The organism is Planotetraspora phitsanulokensis (genome assembly GCF_016863295.1).
GTDB classification, from domain to species: domain Bacteria; phylum Actinomycetota; class Actinomycetes; order Streptosporangiales; family Streptosporangiaceae; genus Planotetraspora; species Planotetraspora phitsanulokensis.
This window is the reverse complement of the sequence record NZ_BOOP01000039.1, coordinates 69,754-86,812: the sequence shown is the minus strand read 5'-3', so window position 1 is coordinate 86,812 and position 17,059 is coordinate 69,754. Positions and strand designations below refer to the sequence as shown.

Genomic DNA, 17,059 nt, shown 5'->3' with positions numbered 1-17,059 from the left:
ACGCATGCCCTGCTTGACGACGTCCTTGAGATGGACGACGCCGAGAACGTGCGCGGTGGTCGTGCCGCCCTGCCGTACGATCTCGCCGACCACGAGCGGCGTGCCGCCGCTGGCCGAGATGCCGTCCACGATGTGGCCCACCTCGCCGGTCGGATGGCCCCCGTTGTCGCGGATCCACTTCATCACCGCGGTCGCCGCCCCCTTGCGCAGCAGCCGCGTCGGAGTCGTCCCGTCGCCGAAGTCGACGCCCGACATGCGGGTCTGCGCGGTGAACTCGATCCACGACGCCTGGGACAGCTCGCCAGGGGTGCGCTCACGCAGGCCGTACCGGGCCTTGGCGAACACCACGATCGAGCGGCCCTCGGGCGTCTCGTCGGCGAGGCTGGACAACTGTGCCGCGTCGGCGAGCTCGAGCTCGGTCACGCCGTTGACCGGCTGGAACGCCGACGCCTGCCGGTCGCCCAGCGTGATGGTGCCGGTCTTGTCCAGCAGCAGCGTGTTGACGTCGCCCGCCGCCTCGACCGCGCGGCCGCTCATGGCCAGCACGTTGCGCTGCACGAGCCGGTCCATCCCGGCGATGCCGATCGCCGACAGCAGCGCGCCGATCGTCGTCGGGATCAGGCACACCAGCAGCGCGACCATGACGATGCCGCTGACGCCGTCGGCGTTCAGCGTGAGGGAGTCCGGCACCCCCGGCTGACTCGCCTTGGAGTAGATCGCGAGCGGTTGCAGCGTGGCGACCGCCATCACGAAGATGATCGTCAGCGAGGCGAGCAGGATGTTGAGGGCGATCTCGTTCGGCGTCTTCTGCCTTCTTGCCCCTTCGACGAGCGCGATCATCTTGTCGATGAAGCTCTCTCCGGGCCGTTGCGTGATCTCCACGACGATCCGGTCGGACAACACCTTCGTGCCGCCGGTGACCGCAGACCTGTCGCCGCCGGACTCCCGGATGACCGGGGCCGACTCACCGGTGATCGTCGACTCGTCGACGCTGGCGATGCCTTCGACGACATCGCCGTCACCGGGGATGACCTCACCCGCCTCGACGACGACGTGGTCGTGCTGCCGGAGTTCGGACGCGGGAACCGGTTCTTCTCTGGCCTGCTCCCCGGGCTTCCAGCCGATCAGGCGGCGGGCCGTCGTGTCCCGCTTGGCCCTGCGCAGGGTCTCGGCCTGCGCCTTGCCGCGGCCCTCGGCGACGGCCTCGGCGAGGTTGGCGAAGATCGCGGTCAGCCAGAGCCACACGACGACGAGCCAGGCGAACCAGCCGGGCCTGACGATCGCGAGGACGGTGCTCCACACGGCGCAGATTTCGACGATGAACATGACCGGGTTGTGCCACATCGTGCGTGGATCGAGCTTCCTGACCGCGTCCGGCAGCGACTTGACGAGCTGCTTCGGATCGAGCAGCCCTGCCCGAACAGGTCCGCCGGACGTGCGCGCACGTGTCGTCGCAGGCATCAGCGGATCCCTTCGGCCAGAGGTCCGAGGGCGAGCGCGGGAAGGAAGGTGAGAGCGACCAGGATCACCGCGACGCCGACCACCATCCCGACGAACTGCGGCCGGTAGGTCGGCAGTGTGCCCTCGGACACCGGTATCCGTCCCTGCCGGGCGAGCGCCCCGGCCAGCGCGAGAATGATGACCATGGGGACGAAACGCCCGAAGGCCATGGCCAGGCCGAGCGCCGTGTCGTAGAACGGGGTGCTCGCCGTGAGGCCGGCGAACGCGGAGCCGTTGTTGTTCGACGCCGAGGTGAAGGCGTAGAGCACCTCGGAGAGCCCGTGGGGACCGGTGTTCAGCATCCCGTCACGCCCCCAGCCGCCCGCCATGGCGACCGCCGTCCCGACGAGGACGCAGATCGGGGTGATGAGGAAGTAGGAGGCCGCGAGCTTGATCTCCCGGCTGCCGATCTTCTTGCCGAGATACTCCGGTGTTCGCCCGACCATCAGCCCGGCCACGAACACCGTGATCACCGCGAGGACGAGCATGCCGTACAGGCCCGAGCCGGTGCCGCCCGGGGCGACCTCGCCCAGCATCATGTTGAACATGGCGATCATGCCGCCGAGGCTCGTGTAGGAATCGTGGGCGGAGTCCACCGCCCCGGTCGAGCTCAGCGTGGTCGCGCCGGCGAACGCCGCGGAATCGGCCACCCCGAAGCGGCTCTCCACGCCCTCCATGGACGAGCCGACCGCGGTCGGCACCGTGCCGTGATGGCGGAGCTGGAACGTCGTGATCAACGTCAGGCTGATGATCGCCAGCGTCGCCATCACCGAGACGATCGCGTAGCCCTGCCTGTTGCTGCCGACAATCCGGCCGAACGTGCGGGGGAGGCTGACGCTGATGACGAGGAGCAGGAAGATCTCGAACCAGTTCGTCCACGGCGTCGGGTTCTCGAACGGATGGGCCGAGTTGGCGTTGTAGAAGCCGCCGCCGTTGGTGCCCAGTTCCTTGATGGCCTCCTGGCCGGCCACCGGGCCGCCCGTCATGACCTGCTCGGCGCCGGCCAGGGTCGTGATCGCGTACGGGTGACGGAAGTTCTGCACCGCTCCGCCGATGATCAGGATGATCGCGCCGGCGAAGGCGAGGGGCAGCAGGATTCGAAGGACGCCGCGGATCAGGTCCACCCAGAAGTTGCCGACGTGCTCGGTCTTCTTGCGGGCGAATCCGCGGACCAGCGCCATCGCGATGGCCATTCCCACGGCGGCGGACGCGAAGTTCTGCACGGCGAGACCGGCCATCTGGACCAGGTGCCCCATGGTGGACTCGCCGGAGTACGACTGCCAGTTCGTGTTCGTGACGAAGCTGATCGCGGTGTTCCACGCCTGGTGCGGCACGACGGGCCCGAACCCGAGGCTGAGGGGGAGAAGGCCCTGCAGCCGCTGGAAGCCGTACAGGAACAGGACGGACACCACCGAGAACGCGAGGACGCTGCGGGCGTACGCGCTCCACGTCTGCTCGGCGTCCGCCCTGATGCCGATCACCCGGTAGACGCCGCGCTCGACCCGCGACTGCCGGGTGGCGGTGTAGACCCGGTACATGTAGTCGCCCAGCGGCCGGTAGGCGAGGGCCAGTGCGATCACCAGGGACCCGGTGAACAGGATCGCCGCCGCCGTCGCGCTCATCTAGAAGCGCTCCGGGAACAGCAGGGCCGCGACCAGGAAGACCACGACCGAGGCGGCCAGGACGAGTCCGACGAGGTTCTCAACGCTCAAGACCGCTCGACCGCCTTCAGATGGACAGGAAGAAGATCGCCGTGTCGGCGGGTTGCGCTCCGGGACGTGGTCACTTTCTGTATCCCCATGTCACCGTGCGTCAAAGCCCGGTCCCCGCCGCGCCCGGAGCGCGAAGGTCGGCGAGGACCGCTTTCCGCGCGTTCGCGCGGGAGCGTGCGAGTTCTCCCCGCGTGGTAGACCAAAAGAGAGAGGCGCTCATCGAGGCCGGGTCGGCGACGTGGAATTCGATCGAGAAGCTTGAAGGGGTGGGCCGGATGACGCGCGGGCGCCTGCGGGTCTACCTGGGAGCGGCACCGGGTGTCGGCAAGACGTACGCGATGCTCTGCGAGGGCCGCCGGGGGCGGGAGCGCGGACGGGACGTCGTCGTGGGGTTCGTCGAGACCCACGGCCGCAGCCGCACGGCCGCGCTGCTCGAAGGCCTGGAGGTCATCCCCCGGCGGACGCTGGTCTACCGGGGGGCGACCTTCACCGAGCTCGACGTCGACGCGGTCATCGCGCGCAGGCCGAGGATCGCCCTCGTGGACGAGCTCGCTCACACGAATGTGCCGGGCTCGCGCAATGCCAAGCGCTGGCAGGACATCGACGAAATCCTGGACGCCGGGATCGACGTGATCTCCACGGTCAACATCCAGCACCTGGAGTCGCTCAACGACGTCGTCCGGCAGATCACCGGCATTCCACAGCGGGAGACCGTGCCCGACGAGGTGGTACGGCGAGCCGATCAGATTGAACTGGTCGACATGTCGCCCGAGGCGTTGCTCCGCCGGATGGCGCACGGCAATGTCTACCCGCCGGAGAAGGTCGACGCCGCCCTGTCGAACTACTTCCGCGTCGGCAACCTGACCGCCCTGCGTGAGCTCGCGCTGCTCTGGGTGGCGGGCAAGGTCGACGAACAGCTCGACCGGTACCGGGCCGATCACGGCATCGCCGGGACCTGGGAGGCGCGTGAGCGCGTCGTGGTGGCGCTGAGCGGCGGGCCGGAGGGCGACACGTTGATCCGGCGGGCGGCCCGCATCGCCGCCCGCAGCAAGGGCGCGGATCTGCTCGCCCTCCATGTCACCCGGGCCGACGGCCTGGTCGGGGGAGATCCCGCCGGTACGGCCCGCCAGCGCACGCTGGTCGAGAGTCTGGGAGGCACCTACCACCAGGTCGTCGGCGACGACGTACCCCGCGCGCTGCTGGACTTCGCCCGCGGCGTCAACGCCACGCAGCTCGTGCTCGGCGCGTCCCGGAGAGGACGGTTCGCCCAGTTGCTGGCCCGCGGCGTCGGCGTGACGACGACCGCCCGCTCCGGATCGATCGATGTGCACATGGTCACTCACGAGGAGATCAGGAAGGGCAGGCGCCGTCCTTCGAAGTCCCGGGCGGCGCTCACTCGCAGGCGGCGGCTTTCCGGGTGGGCGCTGGCCGCCGCGGGACTGCCCGCGCTCACCGCCGTGCTGCGGCCGATGCGGGACAGCCTGTCGCTGCCCATCGACATCCTGCTGTTCCTCGTCGCGGTCGTCGCCGTCGCCCTGGTGGGCGGCATGTGGCCGGCCGTCGCCTCCGCCGTGGCCGGATTCCTGCTGCTCAACTACTTCTTCACGCCGCCCGTCGACGAGTTCACCGTCGCCGATCCGCAGAACCTGCTCGCACTGGCGATCTACGTGCTGGTCGCCGTCTCGGTCAGCAGCGTCGTCGACCTGGCGGCTCGCCGTACCCGCGAGGCCGCGCGGGCCGGCGCGGACGCCGAAGTGTTGTCCACCCTCGCCGGGCACGTGCTCCGGGGAGACGCGGCTCTGCCGTCCCTGCTCGCGCGGCTCCGTGAGACGTTCGGGCTGACGTCGGTCGCCCTGCTCGAACGGCGGGCCGGGGCCGAACCGATTCCCGGGGACCAGTCCGACCCCGACTCTTGGAGTGTCGCCGCGAGCTCCGGGAACGCGCCGAGCGCGTGCCCGGGTGAGGCCGACACCGCCGTGGTCATCGACGACACCCACGTGCTCGCGGCGCGCGGGCTGCTCGACGCCTCCGACCGCCGGGTGCTCGAGGCGTTCGCGGCCGAGGCCGTGGTCGCGCTCCGCCAGGAGCGGCTCGAGGAGGAGGCCGAGCAGGTCCGTCCCCTCGCCGAGGCGGACAAGATGCGTACGGCACTGCTCGCCGCGGTCGGCCACGACCTGCGTTCCCCTCTCGCGTCGGCCAGAGCGGCGGTGGAGAGCCTGGGCGCCACCGACGTCGCGTGGAGCGAGAAGGAACGCGGCGAGTTGCTGGCCACCGCGGACGAATCGCTGGCCAAACTCGACCGGCTGGTGGTCGACCTGCTCGACATGAGCCGGCTGCAGGCCGGCGTGCTGGGGGTATCCGTCCAGCCGGTCTCACTGAAGGAGATCGTTCCCCGCGCGATCGACGATCTGGGGCCGCAGGCGGATCGGGCCCAAGGAGACGTCGCCGCCGGGCTGCCCGAAGTCGTGGCCGACCCGGCCCTGCTGGAACGGGTTCTGATCAACCTCCTGTCCAACGCGGTCCGCTACACCCCGCCGGAGGAGAAGGTGCTGGTCACCGCGAGCCGGTACGGCGACCACGTGGAGATCCGCGTCATCGACCGCGGCCCCGGCATCCCGCCGGAGGCGCACGACCGGGTCTTCCTGCCCTTCGAGCGTCTCGGCGACCGGGACGACCACACCGGCGTCGGTCTCGGCCTGGCTCTCTCGCGGGGTCTGGCCGAGGCCATGGGCGGCACGCTGGTTCCGGAGGAGACACCGGGCGGCGGCCTCACCATGATCCTCACACTGCCCGTCTCCTCGCGGGCGACGTCGTCGGGTGACCGGGCTTCCGAGGTGAGCTGAGCCCGGCGAAGCCTCGGTGTAACCTCACGCCGTGGCCGAGTTTCCGCGTGTCGCACGGTTGGACGTCAGCCTCGTCCTGCGGCAGCTCGCCGAGGTGACGGGCATCGTCCTGACCGAGGACGGCATGTGCCGCGGGGGTCAGGTGGGCGCCGCCTACGTCCGCTGGCCCGACTCGCGCCGATCGGTACTGACCTGGGAAGCGGCGGGCAGCGGATCAGACGTGCGGCAGGCCGGGGAACTGCTCGAGACGGCCCGCGCCAATGGCGTCCCGGCTCCCCGCCACGAGCTGGTCGAGGAGCTCCCGCGTGCGGTGGCGGTCGTGCAGGAACTGATGCCGGGCTCCGTCCCGATCGCCGTCGGCGAGCGCACGGTCGAGTCGATGATCGAGGTGAACCGCCGTTGCCGCGGGCTGCTCGCCGGCCGTGGCGGCCTCGGCCCTGTGCCGCTGTTCCTGCGGGAGGACGGTCCGGGATTCTGCCTGCACGAGCCGCTGGCCCGCTACGACTGGCGCACCGCCCGGCTGCTGGAGCAGATCGAGGAGGTCGGCGTCTCGGCGCCCGACCACCTAGACGGTGACGACCTTGTTCATTTCGACTTCCACGCGGAGAACGTCCTGGTGGATGCCGAGGGGACGGTCACGGGAGTGGTCGACTGGGGCGGGGTGAGCCGCGGCGACGGATGCCTCGATCTGGTCACGCTCCGCTTCGACCTCGCCCGGCGGGCGCCCGAGTTGGGCCGGAGGCTCGACGAGATCCTGGCCGGCTCCGCGGCCGAGGAGGTGGTGCGGGCGTGCTGGGCTCACATGAGCCTGCGGCTGGTGGACTGGTCGATCCGCCACCTGGACGCGGCCGACGTCACCGCCTGGGTGGACGCGGCGGAGACGCTCCGGCCCTGACGAAGGATCTCGGCCACCGATCGCATGATCGCGATCACCTGTCTGGTTCGGCCGCGTGTGCCCCGCGCTCGGGGAGTTGGAGACTCGGTTCCGTGCAGGTCTCGTCCGCTTGCCGGATCGGATCATCACATCACCGACATCTTGCCGTCGGCGGGTGATATCTGGCGGAGTCGCGACATCTACCAGGTGGATGCGCAAAGTGCGTCGCGACGCTGAAGAGGGGATGGGGCGTGAGTGATGAGGCCGGATTCACCAGCATGTTCCAAGAGCACTACGAGTCGGTTCTGCGATATGCGTGGCGGCGGGTCGGTCCCGCAGACGCTCCGGACGTAGCGGCCGAGACGTTCAGGGTCGCCTGGGAGAAATACGACAGGTTCCCGCACGATCAGCCCTTGCCCTGGCTGTACACGACTGCCCGGAATCTCACGTTGAACTTGATCAGGCGGGACAACCGGCGAGATGCGCTCGTCGACTCACTGAGCGACGACGTGACGCGAAATGGTGCCGAAGAGGACCACGCGGGCACCTTCGCCGCTCGTCAAGCGGCGCTGGCCGCGCTGAACAGCTTGAGCGACGGCGATCGGGAGTTGGTGTTGTTGATGTCCTGGGAAGGGCTCGATCTCCGCCAGGCCGCAGCGGTCGTGGGCTGTTCCAGGTCGACGGCCGCGATGCGCTTGCACCGCATACGTAAACGACTACGGCACCTACTCGTGGAGGAGTCGCAGCCCATCGCCGACCGGCAGCCGTCCTTCGGGAGGAGCGTCATATGACCAGCGATCTCAAGCAGCTCACGAGCCTGTTCCAGGCACACGATCCAGCCAGTCACGTACGCGTGGACCCGGTGGTGCTGTCCGACGCCCTGAACGACATCGTCGGCGACACCACTCGGGCCCCTCAGACGGCAAAGCGGCGATGGTCCCGCAGACAGTCGCTCACGCTGATCCCCGTCACCGCCGTATTGGTGGGGGCGGCGCTCGTCCTGCCGATCGTCATGCGGCCCGGCGACGTCGGCCCGATCACTCTGGGACCGGCCAAAGCACTGGCGTTCGCCAAGAACGGCGACCACATCGATGTCCGGATCGTGGACCCTGACGCCGACCCCCGGCGCTACCGCGAAGATTTCGCCGCGCACGGCCTGAACGTCGACCTGCAGATGGTGCCCTCATCGCCGAGTCTCGTCGGCACGATGATCTCCATCTCCTCTCCTGGAAGGAGCACCAACTACCGCCCCGATGGATTCGAGATCAAGGATGAGCACGGCAGCGAGTGGATCAAGAAGATCGAGGGCACGGACTGCGGCAACATGTGGTGCATGGCGGGAGTAAGCATTCCCGTCGGCCTCCACAGCCCGGTCGAGATCATCTTTGGTCGCGCGGCCCGGCCTGGCGAGCGGTACGAAGTCGCGGGCGATCCGACGGCTCACGGTGAGGTTCTGGAGGGGGTGGATCTGGCGAACCGGCCGGTTGCCGAGGTGAAGCGCATGCTGCAGCAGCGAAACGCCACAGTCGAGTCGTACCTTGAGGCCCCTCCTGAGCCCATTCCTCATGACTTCGCCGGCTGGGATTACACCGAGCATGTTCTCCAGCCCGTGAGCGTCCTCGACACCTGGTACGTGCACGAGGCGTTCGGCGGCCACAACAAGAACTCGGTGCGTCTCGTCGTCGCATCCTGGCCGACGGATCATCCGCGCTGAACACTTCCCGGCCTATCGCACGGTGAGGACGATCTTGCCGGTCGTGCGGCCCGTCTCGCCGCGTTCGTGAGCCTTGGCCGCCTGTTCCAGTGGCAGCACCGTGTCGATCTCGGCGCGGAGCCTGCCCGCCTCCACGAGGGCGGCGATCGCCTTCAGAGCGGCGAGGTCGGGTTCGACGAGCATCGACTCGGCTCGGACGCCCAGTGCCTCGGCCTGTGCCCCGAGGCCCGCGTCCGTGTTGGACAGGACGAGCGAGACGATGACGCCGCCTCGGCGCAGGGTGCGCAGAGAGCGCGGCCCGTGATCGCCGCCCATGGTGTCGATCACCACGTCGACGTCCTCGACCGCCTCGGCGAAGTCCACGCTCCGGTAGTCGATCAGCTCGTCCGCTCCCAGGCCGCGCAGGAACGCGTGCTTCGCTGCGCTCGCGGTGCCGATGACATACGCGCCCCGGGCCTTGGCGATCTGTACGGCCAGATGGCCGACCCCGCCCGCGGCGGCATGGATGAGCACCCGCTGCCCGGCCGTCACCCCGGCCGTGTCCGTCAGGGCCTGCCAAGCGGTCAACGCCGCGAGCGGGAGCGCCGCCGCATGCACATGGTCGACGTTCCGGGGCTTGCGGGCGAAGGTGCGGGCCGGCGCGGCCACGTACTCGGCGAAGGCGCCGTGGCCGTACGGGTAGCGCAGCATGCCGAACACTTCGTCGCCCGGCTTGTACAGCGTCGTCCCGAGGCCGACGGACTCGACGACACCGGAGACGTCCCATCCGAGCACGAACGGCGGCTTGCCCAGCAGCCCGCCCGTGGCGCGGTGCTTCCAGTCGGTCGGATTGAGCCCGGCGGCGTGCACGCGCACCAGCACCTCGGTCGGGCCCGGCGACGGCCGCTCCACGTCCGTCACCTTCAGCACCTCAGGACCGCCCAGGGCGTCCTGGCTGATCGCACGCATCGAACTCCCTCAGCGACGTGTTCCGAGGCGCTCCAGGAGGAGCCCCTCCCGGGTGGACCAGGGGCAGATCTCCACGCTAGTGGCCTCGCAGGCCTCCATGAGGGCCTCGGCGATCAGCGCTCCGGCGAGGGACTGCTCGGCGCGGTGGGTGCTGATGCCCGGCAGTTCTCCACGGTGGGCCGGGTCCATGTCGGCGAGCAGGGCGAGCGACGCCTTCACCCCGCTCAGGGACAGACGGCCGCGCGAGCAGGACGGCTCGCCCTGGGCGGCGGCGAGGCGGGCGAGCTGGGTGAAGGTCTTCGAGCTCGCGAGGACGTGCCCGCCCGGCTCAGGGGTCGGCAGACCGGGGTGCAGGTCCAGCACCCGGCGCAGATGTTGCCGGACCCTGCGCAGTTGGCGCGAGGAGGAGACGGCCCCGCCCGGCAGCCATCTGCGCGTGATCGTCCTCGCGCCCAGAGGGAGTGAATGGACGGTCTGGGGCTCCCCGGCGTCGCCGGAGGCGATCTCAACGGTGCCGCCCCCGATGTCCAGCACCAGCAGCGGATCGGACGTGTGCCCCGTCCAACGGCGGGCCGCCACGTAGGCCAGCCGCGCCTCCTCCCGGCCGGGCAGCACCCGCAGCCGCGTGCCCGTGGCCCCGGCGATCCGGGCGATGACCTCGTCGCGGTTGGGCGCGTCCCGGATGACGGAGGTGGCGAAGGCGAAGACGCGGGACTGCGCGGCCGGGCTGGCGTCCATCGTCTCGGCCACCGCCTGCTGCACGCTGCGTATCCCGCGCTCGTCGAGCTGCCCGTCCGGGGCGAGCATCCGGTGCAGGCTCAGCCGTACCTTGTGGGACAGCACCGTCTCGAGGCCGTCGTGACCTCGGGGCCGGCGGACCACGGTCAGCAGGGCACTGTGACAGCCGACGTCGAGAACAGCTGCCTGCCGCATCCTCATACCACCTCTCCGCGGGTCCACCCGTGGGGGGATGGATCGTCGCTCGGTGGTGCGTCGTCAGCCGGAGACCGGCGCGCCGTTTCGTCCAGGTCGTGCGAAGAACCGGGGGAACCCTACTTCCAGGGTAGTCGCTTCAGGGCCAGGTCGATCATTGCTCGATGGCGGGTACGCGGCCTGGCCCTCGTCGCCCGACGGCACGAGACGATCCACGGCGACGCCCCGGTCAGGCGTCCAGCGCGATCGCGTTCTTCGCCCGTTCGATCGACTCCTCCGAAGCGGGGCCGCCCGGGTTCTCCGTGGCCAGGCCCTGGTTGAGCTCGGCGAACGGGCGCATGCGCCGCTCGTACCCGGCCAGTGCCGAACGGTGGTCGCCGCCGGCCGCGGCCAACTCGGCGGCCAGCACGTACGCGCCGACCAGCGCGAGACTCGTGCCCTGCCCGGACATCGGTGAGGCGCAGTAGCCGGCGTCGCCGACCAGGGTCACCCGCCCGCGCGACCACGAGTCCATCCGGATCTGGGCCATCGCGTCGAAGTAGAAGTCGGGCGCCTGCCACATGGCCTTGAGCAGCCGCGGTATCTCCCAGCGCATGCCGGAGAGCCGGTCGGCGACCAGCCGGCGCTGCGCGTCCAGGTCGCGGTGGTCGTAGTCCACCGGCTCGGATTCGAAGCCGAGGTTGACGCGCAGTTCGGTGTTGTCCCTGGTCGGATAGATGCCACCGCCGGCGTGGCCGTCGCGGATCCAGACCTGCCAGTTGTCCAGATCCAGGATGTTCTCGGTGGTGAACACCGACACGTAGGTGCCCAGGTGGTGGATGAACTCGGCCTCGGGTCCGAAGGCCAGTCTCCGCACCGTCGAATGCAGCCCGTCGGCGCCCACCACGAGGTCGAAGGTGCGCGGCCGGCCGCGTTCGAACTCCACCCGCACGCCGTCCTCGTCCTGTTCGATCCGGGCTATCGAGTCGCCGAACACGTACTCGGTACCGGCGGCCGTGCGCTCGTGCAGCAGCCGGGTGAGGTCCTCGCGGAGCACCTCGATGTCGTCGCCGTCCAGTCGGCCGCTGCTCATCGCGTACTCCGTGGAGCGCATGATCTCGTTGCCGTCGCCGTCCAGCACGGACATCCCGCGCATGTGGGTGCGCAGCCGCCGCAACGGGGCCAGCAGGTCCATCCGGTCGGCCACTTCGAGCGCGACGCCGCGGATGTCGATCGCCTGACCCCCGATCCGCGGTGCGGGCGCCCGCTCGACCACCGTCGGCGCGAAGCCGTGACGGTGCAGCCAGTAGGCCAGCGCCGGACCGGCGACGCTCGCTCCAGAGATGAGCACGGTTTTCATCTGTTCTCCTCCTACGATGTACGCGGCGATCTGAATGTACATCGTACGCATCTGTGTTGCAACGCGTTGACCTGCATATATGTACTAGTACAGAAGCCTTGAAGGCGGAGTCGATGATAGGGTCTGTACTAGAACAGAAGGAAGGGACCGGGCCGATGAGCGAGACCGTCGAGCCGCCCTATCAGCGCATCGTCGCCGACATCCGGCGGCGGATCGAGGACGGCAGGCTGGCCCCGGGAGACCGGGTGCCGTCGACACGTCAGATCGCCGGGGAGTGGGGTGTCGCCCTGGCCACGGCCACGAAGGCGCTGACCACCCTGCGTCAGGAAGGGCTCGTACGTGCCCGGCCCCGCGTCGGCACGGTGGTGGCGCCGCTCGGCGCTGGGGTGGACTCCCTCCCGGCGCACGACGAGCCGCGCCGCCGGCCACGCCCGGCGCCGGCGGCCGAGCAGGAACTGACGCGCGAGCGCATCGTGCGCGCCGCGATCGAGATCGCCGACGCCGAAGGGCTGAACGCGCTGTCCATGCGCGGTGTGGCGGCCCGGCTGGGCGTGGCCACCATGTCGACCTATCGCCACGTCGCGGGAAAGGACGACCTCGTCATCCTGATGGCCGACGCGGCGTTCGGCGAATACTCCTACGCGCAGCCGCGGCCGGCCGACTGGCGGGCCCGGATGGAGGGCAGCGCACGTGCCCTGTGGACGTTGTACCGCCGCCACCCCTGGCTCGCCCAGCTCGACACCCTCACCCGGCCGATGCCGCTTCCGAACCTGCTGGTCCACGGCGAGCAGATCCTCACCGTGCTGGAGGAGCAGGGCTTCGACCCGACCGCCACGATGGACCTGCAGGTGCTGCTCTACAGCCACGTCCAGGGGCTGGCCGTCCATCTCGAACGCGAGGCCCACGCCCAGGCCACCACCGGCCTGTCGGAGGACGAGTGGATGGAGTTGCACGGCCCCGCCCTGGGCTCCATCGCCGCCAGCGGCCGCTACCCGGCGTTCGCCAGGCTCATGGGCGCCTTCGCCGAGGGCGGCTACGACCTCGACCTCGACCGGATCTTCGAGCTCGGCCTGCGGACCCTGCTCGACGGTTTCGCCCGGCTCTTCGAGGAGAGGCGGCGTGAGCGAGGCGGCGCGGCAGCCGGAGAGCCCGCGCCCTGACCCCGGTCGTGCGGAAGCAGGGCGGGTGAAGACGCCGGCCGGCTCGGACGCCCCGGCGTCATCGGCCGGAGACGACGATCTCGCTCAGGCCGAATCCGTGGCCGGCGCCGGGCGTGCCCCGCTCGTGCGGGATCGAAGGCGCCGGAGCATGCGGGCGTCCTGGAACCCGACCGCGCGGGCCGCGGACTCCACCGTCGCGCCCTGGCCGATCAGGTGCTCCGCGCGCTCCACTCGCAGCGTCTGCTGGTAGCGCAGCGGGGTCATGCCGGTCGCCTCACCGAAGACCCTGGTCAGGGTGCGCGGGCTGACCCCGGACGCCGTGGCGAGGCCGTCCAGGGGCAGCGGCTCGGTGAAGCGGGAGTCGATCAGGTCCTGCACCCCGTGGACCACGTCGCTGAGGTGCGAGCGGTAGCGCAGTGCGCCCGCCTGACGTTCGTCGCCGTTGCGCCGGGTGTAGACCACCATCTCGCGGGCGATCCTCGCGGCGGTCCCCGGCCCGTGCCGTACCGCGATGAGGTGCAGCGCGAGGTCGATGCCGCTGGCGATGCCTGCCGAGGTCACCACCCGGTCGTCGACGACGAACAGCACGTTGCGGACGACGGTGGCCTTCGGATAGCGGAGCGCCAGCTCGTCCTGCAGGCCGTGGTGAGTGGTGCAGCGCCGTCCGTCGAGCAGCCCCGCCCGCCCGAGCGCGTCCGCGCCCGCGCAGACGCTGGCCACGGTGCCGCCCGCCGCGTGGTGCGCGGCGAGCCGGCGGGAGGTCTCCCGGCTCAGCCGGGGGCTGCCGCGGAAGGTGGGCCCTCGCCAGCCCGGGACCACGACCAGGTCGTCCGGGTCCAGTTCGGGCCAGGTGACCTCCGCCCGGAGCGGAAGGCCCTGGGCGCTGGGGACGTCCTCCTGCTCGCCCACGTAGCTCAGCTCGTAGCCGCAGCCGAAGTCGGCGGCCGTGGAGAACACCTGAGCCGGACCGGCGAGGTCGAGCAGGTGCAGTCGGGGGAGGAGCAGGAAGACGACTCTGGTCACGATCCGGTCAGCCTACCAAGGCCGCAGTGCCCGTCACGGCGGCGAAGCGGCCGGCCAGGGCGTACTCCGTCCTGGCGATGATCTCCGCCACCTGCAGGGTGCGGGGGTCGGCGAGGATCTCATCGAGCTCGCGGTCCTCCGGCGCGTCGCGGTGCGGGATCGGGAAGGTCGCGGTGGCGTCGGTGACGAACGTGACGTCGAAGCCGAGATCGGAGGCCAGGCGGGTGGTCGTCTCGCAGCACTGCTCGGTCCGGATGCCGCAGACGACCAGGTCGCGGATGCCCTCCGTGGTGAGGATCTGCTGCAGGTTCGTGGTGGTGAACGCGTTGTGCGAGGTCTTGGTGAGCACCGGCTCGTGCTCTTCCGGCTTCAGCCCGTCCATCAACCGGACGTGACCGGAGCGGGGGTCGAAGGGCGTGCCGGTGCCCGGCTCGGAGTGCAGGACCCACACGACGAGGTCGCCCCGCTCACGGGCCCAGGTGACCAGGCGGTTCACCTGGTCCACGATGCCGGGGTTGGACACGGCCCGCCAGTTGGGGCGCTGCCGGAAGGACTCCTGGACGTCGATGACGACGAGTGCGCGTTTCATGCCGCCAAGCCTGTCGCCGGGAACGGGCCGGCATAAGACACCATCGAGGCTCGATGCGGAACGATCCGGTCAGCGTCGAGGGGTGCGTAGCCGCCGTCTCGGGTGAGGTCGGCTCCTTCTGTTTCTCACGGATATGCGCAGAGATTCCATGAGAACGGAAACGGCGGCCCCCAGAGGGAGCCGCCGGTCGATGCGATGTGCCCACGATGGGCACGCCGACGCGCCGTGGGGGAGGACCGTGGCCTGGACGGGCCACGGTCCTCGTCGGGAGCGCCCGGCGCTCAGGACCCGATCTTCTTGCCCTGCTTGTGCCAGGCCACCGCGACGGACGGCCGAGGCTGGGAGGAGCCGCCGTCCGGCCAGTGGCTGGACGGGTTGTCCGGGGTCGCGCCGGTGATCTCACCCGGATGCTGGACGGCGACGAACACGCTGAGTTGGTCCGCGGTGATGAGCGGGCCGCAGGTCTCCGCGCCGAAGGGGACGGTGAGGAACTGCCGGACGCGGCCGCGCTCCGAGCCGGCCACCGGCATCGCGAACAGGCCGTCGTTCTTCTTGAGCGCGTTGCCGTCCGTCGAGATCCACAGGTTGCCCTGGGCGTCGAAGGTGACGTTGTCGGGGCAGGAGATGGGGGAGACCTTGCTCTTGTCGTAGCCCGCGAAGTACGTCGAGGGGTCGGCGGGGTCGCCGCAGACGAGCGGGAGCGACCAGCCGAAGGACGTCGCGCCCGCGTCGTTCTTCCGCTCCACGATCTCCAGGATGTGGCCGTGCATGTTGGCGCTCCGCGGGTTGACCTCGTCGGCCTGGGCCGCGGTGCGGTTGGAGTTGTTGGTCAGCGCGACGTAGACGGCTCCGTTGACCGGGTTGCGCTCGATGTCCTCGGGACGGTCCATCTTGGTCGCCCCGACGGCGTCCGCGGCGACGCGGGTGTAGACGAGGACCTCCTCGGCCGTCATGCCGGCGACGTAGGACTTCGTGCCGCTGACCAGCGGGATCCAGGTGCCCGAGCCGTCGAACGCCCCGTCCTTCGGCAGCGTGCCCGAGCCGTCGATCTCGGCCGCGGGGCTGTCACCGGTGAACTTGGCCACGTACAGGGTGCCCTCGTCCAGCAGATCCCGGTTGTGCCGGTCGTAGCCCGGGATGTAGCGGTCCTTGGAGACGAACTTGTAGATGTATTCGAAGCGGCCGTCGTCGCCCATGTAGACGGCCACCCGGCCGTCCTTGGTGAGCGTGGTGGTGGCGGCCTCGTGCGCGAACCGGCCCAGGGCCGTGCGCTTGACCGGCGTCGAGTCGGGGTCGAACGGGTCGACCTCCACGATCCAGCCGAACCGGTTGATCTCCTGAGGGTGCCTGGCGAGGTCGAAGCGCTCCTCGACCCGGTCAAAGCGCCGGTTGCCGCTGGGGATGGCGGTGGTGGTGCTGATGCCGTACCGGGTCAGGTAGGTCTTCTGCGCCTCGGGCACCCCGTTGCCGCCGACGAAGTACTGGTTCCAGTTCTCCTCGCCGGTGAGGACCGTCTGCCACGGCGTCGTGCCGCCCGCGCAGTTGTTGAGCGTGCCGTACACGGTGGTGCCGCGCTTGTCGGCGGCGGTCCGCAGCAGCGCCGAGCCGGCCGCGGGACCGGAGAAGGCCATCCGGGTCTGCGCGGTGATGCGGCGGTTGTAGCGGCGCGAGCCCTTGGTCACGAGCTTCCACTGCCCGGTGCGGCCGACCCGCTCGACCTCCACGATCGACCCGCCGTGCGCGGCGAGCCCGATCTTGATCTGCTCCAGGGGAGCGGTGTCGCCGCTGGTCCACCCGCGGAACATGAGGTTCTCGTCGGTGTACTCGTGGTTGACCCACAACAGGCCGCGATCGCGTCCCAGCGGGAAGAAGGTCACGAAGTCGCAGTTGTAGCCGAACTGCTTCGCCTGGGCCGCGGCCGTCTGGCGGTCGAAATCGAACGCGGGCGCGCCGGGCACGACCGGGTCGCCCCAACGGACCACGACCGACGAGACGTATCCGGCGGCAACGGTCAGGGCGTCCTCGGAGTTCGGCGCCACGGAAGTGAATCCGAGGCCGCTCTGGTGCCCGTACCCGTTTCCGTGCCCGTTTCCGGAACCCGAGCCGCGACCGCTGTCGGCTACGGCGGGAACGGCCGCACCGGCGACTCCGACGGTCGCGACGAGCGTGCCGAGGGCTCCCGCCCTGAGCGCGCCGCGCCGGGAGAAGGTGCCGGAGAGAATGTCGCCGAAATAGGGATTTTCGCTGGTATTGGAAACCTCGTGCGCGCACGCATCGCCACAGCGGAACCGGCAGGTCATCGCGTCGCGTCCGCCCGTGCGCGGAGCGGATAACAGCGGGAGCAGCCTTCGGGGAGAAGGGTTCGCCACAGGGCCCTCCAAGATCGGAGACGATTGCCCTTACCGTACGACTGCCGATCTGAAT

Annotated in this window: 14 protein-coding genes; 5 read left to right on the top strand and 9 right to left on the bottom strand. The window is 70.1% G+C overall.

Annotation, left to right across the window (positions count from 1 at the left end):
* The 3 genes from kdpB to Pph01_RS35190 all read right to left on the bottom strand — a co-directional run.
* The coding region (gene kdpB / locus Pph01_RS35200) for a potassium-transporting ATPase subunit KdpB (RefSeq protein WP_204077541.1) at positions 1 to 1,461 on the bottom strand (1,461 nt) is incomplete at its 3' end.
* On the bottom strand, positions 1,461 to 3,122 hold the full coding sequence (kdpA, locus tag Pph01_RS35195) for a potassium-transporting ATPase subunit KdpA (RefSeq protein WP_204077540.1): 1,662 nt from the start codon (positions 3,120 to 3,122) through the stop codon (positions 1,461 to 1,463). The genes kdpA and kdpB, both read right to left, overlap by 1 nt.
* Positions 3,123 to 3,212: a potassium-transporting ATPase subunit F gene (locus Pph01_RS35190; RefSeq protein ID WP_204077539.1), complete on the bottom strand. Its 90-nt coding sequence runs from the start codon at positions 3,210 to 3,212 to the stop codon at positions 3,123 to 3,125.
* Positions 3,213 to 3,487: 275 nt separating this feature from the next.
* On the opposite strand from Pph01_RS35190, the gene Pph01_RS35185 reads away from it, so the two are divergent.
* The 4 genes from Pph01_RS35185 to Pph01_RS35170 all read left to right on the top strand — a co-directional run bounded on the left by Pph01_RS35185 (position 3,488) and on the right by Pph01_RS35170 (position 8,643).
* Complete coding sequence (locus tag Pph01_RS35185; RefSeq protein WP_204077538.1) at positions 3,488 to 6,055, top strand: sensor histidine kinase; 2,568 nt, start codon at positions 3,488 to 3,490, stop codon at positions 6,053 to 6,055.
* A 31-nt stretch (positions 6,056 to 6,086) separates the two neighbouring features.
* Positions 6,087 to 6,950 (top strand): phosphotransferase, encoded by an 864-nt coding sequence (locus Pph01_RS35180; protein ID WP_204077537.1) that lies wholly within the window; start codon positions 6,087 to 6,089, stop codon positions 6,948 to 6,950.
* 230 nt (positions 6,951 to 7,180) lie between these two features.
* On the top strand, positions 7,181 to 7,720 hold the full coding sequence (locus Pph01_RS35175) for an RNA polymerase sigma factor (RefSeq protein WP_204077536.1): 540 nt from the start codon (positions 7,181 to 7,183) through the stop codon (positions 7,718 to 7,720).
* Positions 7,717 to 8,643 (top strand): hypothetical protein, encoded by a 927-nt coding sequence (locus tag Pph01_RS35170; RefSeq protein ID WP_204077535.1) that lies wholly within the window; start codon positions 7,717 to 7,719, stop codon positions 8,641 to 8,643. Before Pph01_RS35175 ends, Pph01_RS35170 begins: the two co-directional genes overlap by 4 nt.
* A gap of 12 nt (positions 8,644 to 8,655) precedes the next feature.
* Here Pph01_RS35170 and Pph01_RS35165 read toward each other — a convergent pair whose 3' ends face one another.
* From Pph01_RS35165 to Pph01_RS35155, 3 genes are all read right to left on the bottom strand, one after another.
* Positions 8,656 to 9,591: an NADP-dependent oxidoreductase gene (locus Pph01_RS35165; protein WP_204077534.1), complete on the bottom strand. Its 936-nt coding sequence runs from the start codon at positions 9,589 to 9,591 to the stop codon at positions 8,656 to 8,658.
* A gap of 9 nt (positions 9,592 to 9,600) precedes the next feature.
* Positions 9,601 to 10,524: a Ppx/GppA phosphatase family protein gene (locus tag Pph01_RS35160; RefSeq protein WP_204077533.1), complete on the bottom strand. Its 924-nt coding sequence runs from the start codon at positions 10,522 to 10,524 to the stop codon at positions 9,601 to 9,603.
* 229 nt (positions 10,525 to 10,753) lie between these two features.
* Positions 10,754 to 11,863 carry an FAD-dependent monooxygenase gene (locus Pph01_RS35155; RefSeq protein ID WP_204077532.1) on the bottom strand — a complete coding sequence of 370 codons (1,110 nt, stop codon included), beginning with the start codon at positions 11,861 to 11,863 and terminating at the stop codon, positions 10,754 to 10,756.
* Positions 11,864 to 12,018: 155 nt separating this feature from the next.
* Here Pph01_RS35155 and Pph01_RS35150 point away from each other — a divergent pair, with 155 nt between their 5' ends.
* Positions 12,019 to 13,023 (top strand): TetR/AcrR family transcriptional regulator C-terminal domain-containing protein, encoded by a 1,005-nt coding sequence (locus Pph01_RS35150; RefSeq protein WP_204077531.1) that lies wholly within the window; start codon positions 12,019 to 12,021, stop codon positions 13,021 to 13,023.
* A gap of 84 nt (positions 13,024 to 13,107) precedes the next feature.
* Here the strand turns inward: Pph01_RS35150 and Pph01_RS35145 are convergent, their stop codons facing one another.
* The 3 genes from Pph01_RS35145 to Pph01_RS35135 form a co-directional block, all read right to left on the bottom strand.
* Positions 13,108 to 14,046 (bottom strand): GlxA family transcriptional regulator, encoded by a 939-nt coding sequence (locus Pph01_RS35145; protein WP_204077530.1) that lies wholly within the window; start codon positions 14,044 to 14,046, stop codon positions 13,108 to 13,110.
* Between the two features lie 7 nt (positions 14,047 to 14,053).
* Positions 14,054 to 14,635: a cysteine hydrolase family protein gene (locus tag Pph01_RS35140; RefSeq protein ID WP_204077529.1), complete on the bottom strand. Its 582-nt coding sequence runs from the start codon at positions 14,633 to 14,635 to the stop codon at positions 14,054 to 14,056.
* 281 nt (positions 14,636 to 14,916) lie between these two features.
* The gene (locus Pph01_RS35135; protein WP_204077528.1) at positions 14,917 to 17,004 is read right to left on the bottom strand and encodes a PhoX family protein; all 2,088 of its coding nucleotides are present in this window, start codon (positions 17,002 to 17,004) and stop codon (positions 14,917 to 14,919) included.
* Positions 17,005 to 17,059 lie beyond the last annotated feature (55 nt).